The sequence below is a fragment of the Pirellulales bacterium genome, from assembly GCA_035546535.1.
Classification (GTDB): domain Bacteria; phylum Planctomycetota; class Planctomycetia; order Pirellulales; family JACPPG01; genus JACPPG01.
In genome coordinates this window covers 1-14,864 of record DASZWQ010000017.1, presented here as the reverse complement: position 1 = coordinate 14,864, position 14,864 = coordinate 1, and the positions used below count along the sequence as shown (strand labels likewise).

Here is a 14,864-nt window from a genome sequence, read left to right as displayed (position 1 = left end):
CACCTCACCCTCAATCCACGTATACAAATTCATTGCTGTTGAAGATCGCCCGGGCCAAAGCGCCCAGGCCATGTTCGCGCACCACGCGTATGGCGATTTTCTGTTCGTCCTCCGCAGGCAAGCGTCCGTAAGCAAGCTGATAGACGCGGGCCACTTGACGCGCTGGTTCCGCGCCGGCATCACGTTCGACGCGCTCGGCGAATTTGTCGGCCACGTGCAAGACGAACGCGTTGTTGAGCAGCGAAAGAGCCTGCAGCGGCGTGGTGGTCACTGCGCGCTTGGGTGAGGTCGTTGAGGGATCGGGGCAATCGAGCACGTCCAGCAACGCGCTTCGCCCACTGCGCGCCCAGACTCGATAAAGCGTGCGCCGTTTGAAGATGGCCTTCGTAGGATCGTCAGGAGCGTAGAGGAACGTATTCGTCCCCGGTGCGATCGTAGCTTTCATTTCCTGAAAGCCGGGGCCGTCGAGGGAAAGATTCAGGGCACCCGCCACGTGCAGCATCGTGTCGCGAACGGCTTCGGCCTCGAGGCGCTGCGGCGCATGGCGCCATAAGAGCCGGTTGTCGGCATCGACTTTCATGGCTGCTGCGTCCAGCGACGAGGCCTGCCGGTAGGTCGCCGAGGTGACGATCAAGCGGTGAATCGGTTTCAGGTGATAGCCACCGGCAATCATTTCGGCAGCCAGCCAGTCGACCAAGGCCTGGTTGGTGGGCCGACCGCCATTAAAGCCAAAGTCGTTGGGAGTATCGACCAGGCCAACACCGAAATGATAGTGCCAGAGCCGGTTCACGATGACGCGCGCGAAGAGCGGATTGCGGGCGTCGGTGATCCAGTTTGCCAGGCGCAGGCGACGCTCGCTCTCGGGCGCGTCCGCCGCCAGGCCAAAATCAGCGGGCAATGAACCGACGGCGGCAATTCCGCCTGGCGCGACCACGTCTTTCGGTTGGGCTGGGTTGCCGCGCGCCAACAGTCGCGTCGGCTCGGGCTCACGTGGCTTGTTGGCGTATACGCTTGTCGGCCGCAAGGCGGCGATCGCGGCATTCGTGCTCGCCAGATCGGCTTGCACTCCCTCATAATGAGCCAGATCGTCGGTACCAAGTTCCTGGCGAATCATGGCCGAGGTGACCGTATGATCGACGCCGCTCGCGACTTCGTCGGCCGACAACGCGCGGTCGTAAAGGTGGGCACGCTCGATCAAGCCGGAGAGCATCTTGCCCGGCGCGGCCGGCGCGTGTCGCAGACCGAAAACGATTTGCGATTTTCGCGCCGGAAACGTCGCCACCGCGCTCGTCCGATAGGGCCGGCCGTACGGCTCACGATTGCGAAATGCCGAAACCGTCCCATCCTCGGCATATGTGAGGCACATATGTACTAGCTCGTTGCTGGGCGCAATTTCCTCCGCGGCGTGAAAGCTCTGCGTACGGACATAGTTGTCGCTGCCGGCCATCCATTGGCGCGGTTCGCGCTCACCGAAGACGATTGAATCGAAAACGCCGCCATCGAGCGACTGAACGCCGATCGCCGCGCCGCCGCTTTGCTTCACGTTGGCCAGGCGCACCCAGACTTCGAGGGTCTTGGCGCGCAGATCCTGCGACGAGCGGCCAGTCGTGGCGAACGCATCGTCTCCATTGAGTTCGAGGCCTGCCGATGTCAGTCGCGCCGCGCCGTGCAGTTCGATCTCCCAACCGGCTGTCTGCTCGAGTCGGTCTTGCCGAAAATCCCAGGCGGCCAAGGGACGTAATTCGACCGGTTGCGCGCGGCGTTTTGCCAGGATGCGAGCGCGAGCGGGATGTTCCAATGCCGCGAGTTCCGATTCCAGCTTTTGGCGGCGTGCCTCCAGGCCGGCGAGCTCCGCGGCGCGCTTTCCAGCGAGCGACAAGCCGGCGAGTTCCTGATTGCCATGTCGCACGCCGGACAAGGCGGACGCAAGCGCGTAATACTCGCTTTGCCGGATCGGATCGAACTTATGGTCATGACAGCGAGCGCAATTAACGGTGAGCCCCAGAAACGTCTGGGCCACGGTGCCGACCAGATCCTCTAATTCGTCCTGCCGCACCACGGCCCGCATGGCGGCGCTCTGCTGGTTTTGTCCCGCGGTGTCGTATGCTCCGGCAGTTAGAAAGCCGGTGGCAATCGTGGCGTCCAGATCGTGCGGCCGCAAACAGTCGCCGGCTAGCTGCATGCGGACGAACTCGTCGTAGGGCAAATCATCGTTCAAGGCGCGCACGACCCAGTCGCGGTAGGGCCATGCCTGGGGGCGCAACTCGTCGTATTCGAAGCCATTGCTTTCGCCGAAGCGCACGACGTCGAGCCAATGCCGTGCCCAGCGCACCCCATATTGCGGCGAGGCCAGCAGCCGATCGACGACGCGCTCGTAAGCACCATCGCCGGCGTCGTTGAAAAACACGTCGATCTCTTCCGGCGTGGGCGGCAGCCCCGTCAGGTCGAAGGTCACGCGGCGAATCAGGGTGCGGCGATCAGCTTCGGGCGCGGGATGTAGATTGTGCCGTGCCAGTTCAGGTCGCACCAACTGATCGATCGCGCAGGGCGAGGAGACTTCACCGGCCATTAGCTCGGGCACGGCAGGCCGCACGATCGGCGACAGCGCCCACCAGTCGTAGCCGGCGCGCGTATCGGAGGAATAGCGAAAGCGATCGATGGCGTCGGTGCCCCATGCGGCCCCGGCCGCAATCCAGTCGTGCAGCAGTTTGCGCTCGGCGGCAGGAAGCGGATGTTTCGGCGGCATCTCGTCGGCCGCGACGCGCGACCAGAGCAGGCTGTCGTCAGGCTTGCCCGGCTCAATGGCTGGGCCGCTATCGCCACCGGACTTTGCCGCAGTGGCGTTGGTCAGATCGAGTCCGCCCTTTTTATCCGTGGGGTTGTGGCAATCGAGGCACCGCCGGGAAAGGAGCGGCGCAACCTCGCGATCGAAATATGCGGCGGACGCACTAGTCGGCGCATCGGCAGCGATCGAATCCTGGACGAGCGCAAAAAAACCAAGACAGTACATCGCCACGAGAAGCCGTACCGTGCAAGATTTCCATGCGGCATTCGTGGCCATAGCGCAGATGTCGCAAGAAGATGGGTCAGGAGGTGGCCCGCGCGACAAGCGCAGCGAGGCAACTTTGGCGTGTGCTCCCGATTATCGCCCGGAGAGAATCTGCCGTCCAGTTCCGGGTATGCTGCGATGCCGCAAGACAGCCCAAAACGGCCGAAGGGGGCGAGCGAGCACAGAGCCAGAACCGAAACAACCTGCCAATGCCTGCCTCGACAGAATGGCAGTTCAGGCACCGTCGAAGTTTCGGTGACCTCGCTCTGGCTGAGGCTCCTCTGAGTTGCTCGCGCGCTCCCTCAGGGGCTACGCCCCCGGCATTTCCGACGTGCAATGGGGGCAGCGCGTGGCCGCGGCGGGGATACTCGATTTGCAGTACGGACAATCCTTCTTGGCCGCCGGCGTCGAGGTGACCGGCACCGGCAGCACCCGATTCATCCAACGGATGACCATGAAGATCACGAAGGCCACGATGACGAAATCGAGGACCGTGTTGATAAAGGTCCCGATGTTCACCGTCGGAATCGGGCCACCGACAGCATTCGCGGCGCTTTCGGCGTCCATCAGATGACCGTCGCGCAGGCTGATGACCAGGTCCTTGAACGGCACGTCCTTGAGCAGCAGCCCGATCGGCGGCATCACGATGTCGTTGACCAGCGACGACACGATCTTGCCGAAAGCGCCACCGATGATGATGCCGACGGCCATATCGGCGACGTTGCCGCGCATGGCAAAGTCGCGAAACTCCTTGAGCAACCCCATGACCGGCTCCTTGTCAAACGCGTTCGACGCGCCGTCCCCTTGTTGAGGGCGCTCATTGATCGAACGGACTGGAATGGATCGTCTCGCCGCCGTAGGGCGTGCCGCAACGTGTAGAGAGCGCGTTCATGGCGGCAGGGTCGATCGTATCCTTGATGAAACGCACACCGCCGTCGCAAAAGGCGAAATTAGCGCCGCCCGGGTGCATGCTCCCGAACGACTCGGCAAGCGAGTGATCCTCGCGCGGATCGTCGACGATCTCTTCCAGGTTGAAGCCATCCTTGAACGTCGTTCCCAGCACGTAGCCGGGACCGGCCGCCAATCGGCCCGCGATCAGTCGATCGACCAATTCCGAACCAGGCACCACGCCCCATAACGCGGGGGTCGACCACTTGAAGGCGCGCTCGCCAATGGCCATCGTGTTCGAGGTTCCGTCGCAGATCTCGGCGAAGCTGACAGCCCGATTGCGTCCGAACATGCCGTCGAATGAGTCGCGGCAGACCCGACACGTGGGACGCACGGTGCCGATGTTCGCGACGTAGCTTGAAGCGGCCATCGTGCAGATGATCGAGTTGTCGGCCAGCGACGGAATTTCGATGGTTGGCTCGAACGCGCCATCCGAAGGGCAAACGAACAGCGCCACTGAGGCGGTACGCACGGGGTCGCTCGCCGCACTATTGATGGGCGATTTGAAATTGAATTCCTGGTTAAGCGAGTTCTGCTCGACGTCAGGCAGCAGCATCGCGGCCCAGGCCCAACCGGGGCCGCCGTCATCCCGGCTTGGTTGTAAGACCGTCGAGATATAGCCTGGCGGAAATACCAGATTGCGGTCGGCATACATGTGCAGCGCCAGCCCGATCTGCTTGAGGTTATTCAAGCACGAGGCGCGGCGCCCTGCTTCGCGGGCCATCTGCACGGCCGGCAGAATCAAGCCGACGAGCAATCCAATAATCGCGATGACCACTAGAAGCTCGACGAGCGTCATGCCCCGGCGTGAAATGTTCATGATCTGTTCCTCCTTGAACCGCAACACCCCAAGATCACGATCGCCCGCTTGCGATCAGACACCACGCGCTCCGCCGAGAGGCGCGGTGGTCCTACTGTTCCTTTCGGCTAAACTTGATCGATTAATTCAGCTTTGCGGCTGCTGGCAATCCAATGGCATAGGCATCCTTGCACGACGGCAACCGAAAGAGATTTCGTCGAACTGCTTGGTGCTCCTCAGGTTCTGGCGCTAGCAGGGGCCCGGGCGGACGCGCAACGGTCAAGGTTTGACACGCCCGTCCGGCACACTTACACTCGACCGGAAAGTTTGACCCTCCTGTTCAGCCCCGCCCGAGCGCTTCCGCATGCGATGCTTTCGCTCGATGCACACCGTGCTTCGCGCCGGTGGCCGATTAACGGTCGCCCTTGGGCTGATCGGCTTTCTCGTGGCCAACACGGGTTTGCCTGTCGTGCGTCCACTCGGGCCGCGCGGCAAGGACAAGAGCCGCCCCTTTCTCTGCCAGGATCGTCCGTGCGGTTGCATGTCGGCCGACGAATGCCTCCGTGGTTGCTGCTGCTTTTCGGCGCGCGAGCGGCTGGCCTGGGCCAGGTCGAACGACATCGAGGTGCCCGCGGAGCTACTGGCCCAGGTGGCTGACGAGTTAGTGACGCCACCCTTGCTCGACGGTGACCATGATCATGGTGAGCTTGCTGAGCACTCGGACGGTGAGCGGCATGATGGCGCTTGCTGCAGCCGTTCGACCGCGAGTGATGCGCAGAAGAACGCCTGTGCCAAGTGCGACCATGCCGACATGGCGAACCATGCCGCTTGCCACGACGACGAATGTGTCGGCGACGGGCATGATGATGATGATCACGAGTTGGCAAAGTCACAGGGCTGGCAAATCGCGTTCATCGTCGGGCCTCTGGCTAGTCAATGCCGTGGCCTCGGGCCGTGGTCGGTGCTCACATTTTCCGCGCTGCCTCCAGCGGCAATCGTGAGCTACGAGTACGACTGGTGCTCGCGGGGCCGCGTCGAACTGGTGACAAGTCTCGTCGAATCTTTCGACACTTCTCCTCCCACGCGTCCCCCCTCGGCGTGACGCCTGTGTCCAGGGAGCGGTCTGCGCCGAGACGCGGCCGGATCCTTGCGCCTGCGCGCCTACAGTCGACGTTCACGGCGTCATGGGTCTGATCGAATTTCGCACGCGGTAGCCGTGGTCAGCGCCGTCGCGCGCTGGCGCCTGATTCTTTCTGGACACGGCCGCGTCCATGGTGCTCTTTGCGCGTCGTGCAAGTGATAAACGCGTGCTTGCGCCACAGGATTGATGCGTTGCGTCGCAGCAATAGGTCTGCAAATACGAGGGAGTTCATCATGAGTCGCCGTGGGGGATTTACACTAGTCGAGCTGCTGGTCGTGATCGCCATCATTGGGATCCTGATCGGTATGCTTTTGCCGGCCGTGCAGATGGCGCGCGAAGCCGCGCGCGGCAGTCAATGCAAGAACAACATGCGGCAGCTCGGGCTGGCGCTGATTAATTTCGAGGGCGCACGCGGCGTCTTTCCCGCGACCGATCCACCGAACGGCTTTTCGCCGCAAGCGCGGTTGCTGCCGTATGTCGAGCAGGGCAACCTGCAGAATCTGCTTGATTTCAGTCAGCCCGCTTTCACCGGAGCTTACAACGCGCAGGTGCCCAATCCGAAGTTTGCGGCAATCTTTGCCATGCCGATCCCGCTTTTACTATGTCCCACCGATCCAGCCGACGTCGTCAATACGGAGACGACCTACAACGCCACCTACGCGGGAAACAACTACATGATCAGCACCGGGAGCGGCACCGGCATTTTGTACGACCAGCGATTTCCCACGGACGGAATTACGTTCTACAACTCGCTGGTGCGCTACGCCGATGTTTCGGACGGTAGCTCGAACACCGTGTTCATGAGCGAGGCGATTCGCAGTATCGGTCAGGATTTGACGCTGCCGCCCGGACAGACGCCCGGGTTTCCTTACCAATACACGCTCAATGGATCGACGGGCCTGACTCCCGGAAACGGTCCGGGAATCACGATGACCGGGGCGCCGTGGACGGGCCCCACGATTAACGGCATGATCGCCAACCCGGATCTCGCGCCCGTGTGGGTGCAACTCACCGGTTGGCGCGGGGCAGGGAGCACGGCCCTGCGCGGTCGCGGCACCTGCTGGGCAGCCGAGGGGGCGCTGAACACGCAGACCAACGGCTATACGACTCCCAACAATCGCATCCCGGAGGTCGTCATGCACCATTCCGGATATTTCGGCCCGCGCAGCTGGCACAGCGGGGGGGCGAACGTGCTGCTCGGCGACGGCTCGGTGCGGTTTCTGAGTGACGCGACCGACCCCGTCCTGCATCGCAATCTGCACAGCCGTAACGGCAACGAGATCATCGGTTCCTTTTAGTTTTTCGCAAGCGCGCAGCCAGCGCGAGTGAGTCCCTAACGTCATGAATGAGACCGAACCGGCGACCGCCTCCAAAACATGGCCCGATTATCGTGCCGTATGGCGCTGGCATTTTTATGCCGGGTTGCTGTGCGTGCCGTTCGTGATCGTGCTCTCGATCAGCGGAACGATTTATCTCTTCAAGCCGCAGATCGAAGCCTGGATCGATGCGCCGTACGATCACCTGGAAGTCACCGGCACGCGAGCCAGCGCTGCCGAGCAGATAGCCGCGGCGCTGGCAGCAGTGCCTGATTCCAGATTCAGCGGCTATGAATTGCCAACCGCCCCGGAAAACGCCGCGCGAGTGATTGTGCGGCGCAACGGCGAAGCAATACGCGTCTATGTCCATCCTTCGTCGTTGGCGGTTCTGCACACCGTGCCCGAGGACGAACGATTCATGCGGTACATCTTTCGCTTGCACGGCGAGTTGTGGTCAGGCGATCGCGGCTCGATGGTCGTCGAACTGGCCGCCTCGTGGACCATTGTCATGATCTTGACGGGCCTTTATCTGTGGTGGCCGCGCCAGGCAAAGGGAGGGGGCGGCGTGCTTTATCCGCGTCTGCGCGCGGGGTCGCGCATCTTCTGGCGCGATCTGCACAGCGTAACCGGCATCTGGATTTCGGGCATGGCGCTTTTTCTTCTGCTCAGCGGTTTGCCGTGGGCCAAGTCGTGGGGCAATTATTTGAAAGCTGTCCGGCGGCTGACCGGCACCGCGGTGGCGCAGCAAGATTGGACGGTCGGTAGCGAGCGGACGATGGCCCGAGCGCCCCTAGGGGGCCACGGCGACCATGGTGGGCACGGAGGTCGGCGTGGTGACGCCGATAACGGCCCGCGCGCGCCACTCGATTTTACGGCGGTCGATCGCGTTGCGAAGACCGTCGCGCCGTTGGCATTGGTTCCGCCGGTTGTTATCGCGCCCGTCGGGCGAGACGGTGCGAAATGGAGTGCCAAATCCATGGCCGCCGACCGCACGCGACGCGTCAACCTGGTTCTGAACGGCGCGACGGGCGACGTCGAAAGCCGCGAAGAGTTTCAAGACCGGCACCTGATCGATCGAATTATCGGCACGGGCATCGCCGCGCACGAAGGACAACTCTTTGGCATCGCCAACCAGTTGCTCGGGCTGTTGACGGCTTGTGGATTGGTTCTCATTTGTACTTCCGGCGTCGTCATGTGGTGGCGCCGCCGCGATTCTGGGTTGCTCGGTGCACCCCGGGTCCTTGCGGCGCCGCGCTTTTCGCTGGGCCTGTTCATCATCGTTGTTCTTCTCGGCGTTTACTTGCCGTTGTTCGGTGGTTCGCTGCTCGCGGTCCTGGCTGTCGAACGAATGTTGCTCTCGCGCATTCCTGGCGTGCGCCGCTGGTTGGGGCTCGCCGCGACGGGGTGAAGACCCTGGGGCCGGCGTTCGCGCTGCTCGGCTTTCGATGAGCGGAGCGCGCCATGGCGCCGCAACGATCGACGGCATGGCCGCTTACGTGCGAGCATTGCGCACTCGTTGCCAGCGCGATGGGACAACAGTAAGATCGCGGTACCGCGACGCATGCTAAGAGGTGATGTTCATGTTCAGGAAAAGCGCTTTCGAAGCGAGGTCGGCGTTTACGCTCGTCGAAGTTTTGGTTGTCGTCGCTATCATTGGTATTCTCCTCGCGCTCGTCTTACCCGCCGTGCAAATGGCGCGGGAGGCATCGCGACGGACACAATGTCTGTCGAACCTGCATCAGATTGCGCTGGGCGCGCAACAGTATTACGACGCCTACGATGGCCAGTTCTTCCTCCACCACCCCTTCGACGCCGACGTACTGGCGCTGGCTGGCGCCTCGGAATCGTTTGCCGAAATCTATTGGGAGGATAAGATCATGCCTTGGATTGGCGGCGCGCCTGAGGCCAATGAAGAATTGGCCCGCGCCGGCATCGTGACGGGCAGCGCGGCCATTTACCGGTGCCCCGGCGATCTGTCGGAGCAGCAGCCGTACATTGATGGTAGCGGCGTGACCGACGGCATCGCGCAGCGCACCAGCTACCTGATGAATTCGCTGCTAAGCCATAAAACGCGGCGCTATGGACGATGGACGTGGATGCGATTCTTGAACGAAGTCGGCACGTCCCAGTTCGTATGCTTTTCGGAACGCGATGCGGACGCTTTTACGCCACCCGCTGACGGCGATCCGCGCCAGGATGATTACGACATCTGGCTGGGCACGTCGACGATTCAGCCGTGGATTGCTTACCGTCGGCACGCGCGGTTGGCCAACTACCTATACCTGGACGGGCACGCCGTGACACGTGATTGGGATGCAGCGGTCGTGGATATGTACCCGGACAAAGTGGTACTGACGGTCGACAGCAGCTACCCGCAATGAGCGGAATAGCGGGCTCAGGCCTGTGAAGCTGGTCCTCGGCGTGGCGTGCGCAATGGCCTTTCGCCGCAAGTCGGGATGCGACGACGCTGAGCGGCGCACCTCCGATCTCGGCGGTTCTTGCATAGTGCCGAGTGCGCAGCATATATTTAGTGCGCAGTAGAATGTTCCGTCGGGGGGATGCGGTCGCCTCGGAATAGAGTGCGAGCATTTGCCGGCGCCGCAGAAGTGCTTTGCAGGCTCGGAAGGAGACGCCTCGCCGAGCGACTATTTGCCGCAGTGCGCGAAGGTGCGTCTCTTTCGTCATCATCGTATTGTCGGTTTCCTTGGGAGGTGTCCATTGCGAGCGAGGTACGCAGCAGCAGCAGCAGCGCGGGTGGGCGTCGTCATGTCGATCGCCGCCATCGTATCGATCATCGGCATTGCCGTCAGCGTCAGTGGGTGCGGCCGCAAGCAGAAAATCGAAGCACCGGGCCCCATCATCGTCGACATCGTAGGCCCCGGAAGGAAGCTGAAGGAGCCCAAGCCGATCGACGTCTCGTATATTCCAGCTGAGGCGGTCTTTGCCTTTGTTGCAGATTCCTTGCAATTGACCAATGCGCCCAATTTCCAGTTGGTGAACAGGGATCTGAAAGATCCCTTGAAGCTGATGGGGTACGACTTGGACGCCACCGATCAGATCATACTTATCGGCGGATTGGGTAAGAAGCTTGGCGAGTACTACGTAGGATCGATCCAGCGTTTCAAGCAACCCGTCGATATGGACGCGTTCCTGCATATCCGCAGCCCGGAATGGGAAGAAGTTGCCGACGGCGATCACAAGTATTACCGGTCTCAGGATAAAAGCGTGCCGTGCGTGTGCGCCATCGCGGATCGCGTGATCCTCGAGGCCAACGAGGAAACTTTGAAGAAGATGATGTCAGCCGACAAGGATGCCGATAGCCCACTGTTGAATACCCTGCGGAAAATGGATGATTCGTCGGCGGCGACCGCCGTGGTCGAGGTGGCGGCCATTCGGCCACAAATCAGCGCGTTTCTCGTGTTCACAAAGCTGCCGGCTCCCTTTGACGCCCCACCGTATGACGGCATCAAAAAGCTACCGGGCAATATCGACGAGGCGGTCCTCAAATTCGATATCGCCCCGTATACGTCGTTGAGCGCGACCCTGCGCGCCAAAGATGAAGACGCCGCGATCGCCACCGACACGTTCGTTGCCAACGTGGTTGACAAGGTGGTGGACACCGTCGAAGAGATGACGGCCGGTTCGGACGACGGAGGGGGGGATATGCGTGCCGGAGCGCAGACCGAGGCTTTGCGAAATCTGCTCGGCGACATCAAGGAGTTGTTGGTGCATTCGCGCGAGGGGAACGAGCTCAAAGTAAGTTACGGCGGCCGGCCCGTTCAGAATCAGATCACGATGATCGGACCAACTATGATCAGCTCGTACCGGAACTCCTGGGAGAAGGCCACCGTTCAGGCCTCGGAAGAAAAGTTGGCAACGATCGGCGCCGCTTTGAATGAATATGCCGCGGCCAAGGGCACCTATCCTGCACCGGCCAGTTACGGCCCGGATGGCAAGCCGCTGTTGAGTTGGCGCGTTCACCTGCTGCCACAACTCGGGCAGCAGGCGCTGTACGACCAATTCCATCTCGATGAGCCGTGGGACAGCGAACACAATAAGAAGCTCATCAAGCGTATGCCCGTCGTGTATCGCAATCCCGGTCATCTTTTTGACGGCAAGACGCAATACGTGATGCCCACGGGAGTTGGCACGGTATTCGAAGGCAAGGAGGGGCCAAAGCCCGACAGCCTGACGGATGGAAAGTCGAAGACGATCCTGGTTGTCGAGCTGTTCGACGGTCGTGGCGTGGAATGGACCAAGCCGGAGGATCAAAAACTCGATCGTGCCGATCCGACCATTAATCTGACGCATCTCGCCAAGCCGTATTTTCTGGCCGTCTTTGGCGACGGTGTCGCGCGCCGTATCGATGCCAAGAAGAATCCTACCATTGTTGTTGGACTGTTCTCTCCGGCCGGTGGAGAAGAATTGCCCGATGAATTCTGATCCTCTCCAGAGAACGCCATTGCGCGTTCTGCGCGCTAAGCGAGGAGCTTCGCCCGAAAATGATGGGGCCGGGCCGGGCTTTAGTCATCATCGATTTGCAGAATGACTTCTTGCCAGGCGGCGCGCTGCCGGTCCCCTGTGGCAATGAAATCGTAGCCGTCGCGAACCACGTTGCACCTCTGTTCGAACTCGTTGTCGCGACGCAGGATTGGCATCCCGCTGACCATGTGAGCTTTGCCGTCAATCATGCTGGCCGGCGGCCGGGCGATGTCATCGACGTTGGCGGCCAGCGACAGACACTTTGGCCTGTACACTGCGTACAAGGTTCGCACGGTGCGGCGCTTGCCGCGGGACTGAACGCCGAGGACATCACCCGGATCATTCAGAAAGGGACAGATTCGAGCGTCGACAGTTACAGCGCCTTTTTTGACAACACGCGCGGGCGTGCCACGGGCTTGGAGGATTTCTTGCGTTCTGCCAACGTGCGGCAGCTTTTCCTGCTAGGCCTGGCGACGGAATATTGCGTGGCGTATAGCGCTTTGGACGCACTGCGGCTGGGATTTACCGTGTGGATCGTTGTCGATGGCTGCCGTGGTATCGACCTAACACCGGGTGACGCTGCATCAGCTCTGAAATCGCTGAGTGAAGGAGGGGCAAACTTGATCCACAGCAGAGAATTGCCCGCCCTGCTTGCGCGGGACTTTGGCCAGCATTGACGACGACCTGCGCGCGATCGCCTTGCGGATACGGGCTTTGTCAAACAAGATCGGCAGCGTTGATCGCGGTGCCCCGCTTGAGGCTCGGCAGGCGATACCCTAGAATCCTCGGCTTTCAGTGTGCCCTTGCCGTTTCAGAGTTTCAGACCTGCATAATAGCGCCTCGGCAACGCCGAACGCCTCGTGACCAAGGTCGCACGGCTCGGACTGCGCCTCGCGCGCAATTCTCAAACACGACGTACGGAGATTTTTCGCCATGGAACGAACCTTGATTTTACTCAAGCCCGATTGTGTGCAGCGCCGTTTGATGGGCCGCATCATCAGCCGCTTCGAGGACAAGGGCTTTAACATCATTGCCATGAAGATGATGCGTGTGACGCCCAAATTGGCTAAGGAACATTATGCCGAGCATGTGACGAAGCCCTTTTACCCAGCGCTCGAGGGTTTCATCACGGGTGGTCCGATCGTGGCCGCGATCGTGGAAGGGCTGGAAGCCATTCGCGTGGTGCGCGAGATTCTGGGCGCTACCAGCGGCCTGAAAGCCGCGGCCGGGACGATCCGGGGCGACTTCAGTTCCAGCCGGCAGATGAACCTGGTGCATGCCTCGGATGGACCTGAAGCGGCGCAGCGCGAGATCGCGCTCTATTTCAAGTCCGAAGAGATTTGCGCAGCCGACCTGACGCTTACTCCCTGGCTGCGCGCCAGCGACGAGAGTTGAATCACCGGCGGAGCGCGAGGAAAGGGACGGTGAGAGAGGCGGTGATCACGCTCTCAGTCGTCCCGCGGCCGTATCGGCGTGCAGGCTCGCGATCATGTCGTCCGTGGCCTGTGCCACGGCGTCTTGCCATCGGCCGCCCTTGAGATGGGCATATTCTCGGCGGCGATAGGCAAAGATGATTCCGCGAGAATTGTTGATTACTGCGCCTAGGCCGCGCGCATCAAAGGCCGGCGCGACGTCATGCGACGAGCCCCCCTGGCTGCCAAAACCTGGCACTAGCAGCCACGCGTGCGGTAATGCCGCGCGAAGTTCGCCGAGCTGACCGGGATAGGTCGCTCCCACCACCGCGCCTACCGAACCATATCCGCTCGAGCCGGCGCTGGCTGCCGCCAATTGTTCGATGTGATCGGCCACGTGGCGATACAGGGGGCGGCCCCCAGAATCCAGGTCCTGAAACTGTCCACCACCCGGGTTTGATGTTTTGGCGAGCACGAATAAACCGGCCCCGCGTTCGTGCGCTGTCAGGACAAAGGGGGCGAGGCTGTCACTGCCCAAGTAAGGGCTCACGGTAAGGGCGTCCGCTTGCCAGGCGCTGTTGGCACCCATCCAGGCGTCGGCGTATGCCTCGGCCGTGGAACCGATGTCGTTACGCTTGCCATCGGCGATCACGATCAACCCGCATTCCCGGGCATAGCGAATCATTTCCCCCAAAGCTTGCATTCCCGGGGGACCGAGTTGCTCAAAGAAGGCGACCTGCGGTTTGACGAGCGCAACGCGGTCTTTGACCACGTCGATGATCTCACGGCAGAATCTCACATAAGCGTTGCTGCGAGCGGAAAAGTCGCCGTTGCTGCCCTCTTTGAGCTTGTCGGGCAGTTCCTGCCAGCGCGGGTCGAGCCCCACAACGACGGGGCTGCCCGCTCGTGTGACAGCAGCCGCAAGTAAGTCACCAAACCCGGTGACGCGGACTTGATCGACAGTTTCGGTCATCGGGTGTCCTCAGCGGATCGAGAATCCATCAACGCAAGCTTACCGACCACGGCGGCTTTCGTTAAGACGCATCCGCGCATCGTACTCCTGGAAAAGGGCCATCGCGCAAACAAAAGGGCCGCCTGCCGACGATCCGGCAAGCGGCCCCACGTGGATGTACTCGAACGGACACGCCGCAGTCGGGCTGCAGTCGCTTGCGCAATGTCGCTATGTGCAGCCCACACGTCCAACGAGGACGCAACTATCGCCGACCCCGAGCGAGCAATCACTTGTTCAGATGAGGGGCGACGTCAGCCGTAGATTGTCCGCGGTCCGGTGCTGCGGCGGCGTCTCTGCCGCAGCCCATTGCCTGTAAGCGCCACGGCGATGGCCGCGAGCACTAAGCCGCCCGGCTCAGGTACCGGCGCTGCACTGGGAACAGCCAGCGCGCCACCGCCCTGCGATGAGGCCAGCCAGTTCGACGAGACCAGGGCAAGGTCTTGACTATTGACGATCCCATCATGGTTGGCATCGCCGGCCAGATTCGTTCCCGCGGCCAGCCAGTTACTCGAAATCAACGCAAGATCCTGACTGTTGACGATCCCGTCGTGGTTGACGTCGCCTGGCAACGAAGCCAGGGAAGTCACGTCCAAACGCACTTCGCCAGGCGTCGACACTTCGTCGAGCTTGTAACCAAACCCGCTGGGCAGGCTACCGAGAGACAATCCATTGTCCGTAAGCGTACCAGTGTAAGCGAACAACTCA

Annotated in this window: 12 protein-coding genes; 7 read left to right on the top strand and 5 right to left on the bottom strand. The window is 61.5% G+C overall.

What is annotated here, in order from left to right; all coding sequences use genetic code 11:
* Window positions 1–10 precede the first annotated feature (10 nt).
* The 3 genes from VHD36_01750 to VHD36_01740 all read right to left on the bottom strand — a co-directional run bounded on the left by VHD36_01750 (window position 11) and on the right by VHD36_01740 (window position 4,817).
* Window positions 11–3,061 (bottom strand): DUF1553 domain-containing protein, encoded by a 3,051-nt coding sequence (locus tag VHD36_01750; GenBank protein HVU86013.1) that lies wholly within the window; start codon window positions 3,059–3,061, stop codon window positions 11–13.
* Between the two features lie 297 nt (window positions 3,062–3,358).
* A complete protein-coding gene (gene mscL / locus VHD36_01745) occupies window positions 3,359–3,814 on the bottom strand; it encodes a large conductance mechanosensitive channel protein MscL (GenBank protein HVU86012.1) in 456 nt (151 codons plus the stop codon).
* Between the two features lie 52 nt (window positions 3,815–3,866).
* Complete coding sequence (locus VHD36_01740; protein HVU86011.1) at window positions 3,867–4,817, bottom strand: DUF1559 domain-containing protein; 951 nt, start codon at window positions 4,815–4,817, stop codon at window positions 3,867–3,869.
* A gap of 343 nt (window positions 4,818–5,160) precedes the next feature.
* On the opposite strand from VHD36_01740, the gene VHD36_01735 reads away from it, so the two are divergent.
* The 7 genes from VHD36_01735 (at window position 5,161) to ndk (ending at window position 13,130) form a co-directional block, all read left to right on the top strand.
* Complete coding sequence (locus VHD36_01735) at window positions 5,161–5,898, top strand: hypothetical protein (protein HVU86010.1); 738 nt, start codon at window positions 5,161–5,163, stop codon at window positions 5,896–5,898.
* Window positions 5,899–6,170: 272 nt separating this feature from the next.
* Entirely contained in the window at window positions 6,171–7,235 is a 1,065-nt protein-coding gene (locus VHD36_01730) for a DUF1559 domain-containing protein (protein HVU86009.1), read from the top strand.
* 43 nt (window positions 7,236–7,278) lie between these two features.
* Entirely contained in the window at window positions 7,279–8,661 is a 1,383-nt protein-coding gene (locus VHD36_01725; protein ID HVU86008.1) for a PepSY domain-containing protein, read from the top strand.
* 172 nt (window positions 8,662–8,833) lie between these two features.
* Complete coding sequence (locus VHD36_01720; GenBank protein HVU86007.1) at window positions 8,834–9,634, top strand: DUF1559 domain-containing protein; 801 nt, start codon at window positions 8,834–8,836, stop codon at window positions 9,632–9,634.
* Between the two features lie 385 nt (window positions 9,635–10,019).
* On the top strand, window positions 10,020–11,696 hold the full coding sequence (locus VHD36_01715) for a DUF1559 domain-containing protein (GenBank protein HVU86006.1): 1,677 nt from the start codon (window positions 10,020–10,022) through the stop codon (window positions 11,694–11,696).
* A gap of 59 nt (window positions 11,697–11,755) precedes the next feature.
* Window positions 11,756–12,412 (top strand): bifunctional nicotinamidase/pyrazinamidase, encoded by a 657-nt coding sequence (gene pncA / locus VHD36_01710; protein HVU86005.1) that lies wholly within the window; start codon window positions 11,756–11,758, stop codon window positions 12,410–12,412.
* Window positions 12,413–12,668: 256 nt separating this feature from the next.
* Complete coding sequence (ndk, locus tag VHD36_01705) at window positions 12,669–13,130, top strand: nucleoside-diphosphate kinase (GenBank protein HVU86004.1); 462 nt, start codon at window positions 12,669–12,671, stop codon at window positions 13,128–13,130.
* Between the two features lie 45 nt (window positions 13,131–13,175).
* Here ndk and pyrF read toward each other — a convergent pair whose 3' ends face one another.
* On the bottom strand, window positions 13,176–14,120 hold the full coding sequence (pyrF, locus tag VHD36_01700; protein HVU86003.1) for an orotidine-5'-phosphate decarboxylase: 945 nt from the start codon (window positions 14,118–14,120) through the stop codon (window positions 13,176–13,178).
* A 290-nt stretch (window positions 14,121–14,410) separates the two neighbouring features.
* A partial coding sequence (locus tag VHD36_01695; GenBank protein ID HVU86002.1) for a dockerin type I domain-containing protein occupies window positions 14,411–14,864 on the bottom strand: 454 nt, incomplete at its 5' end.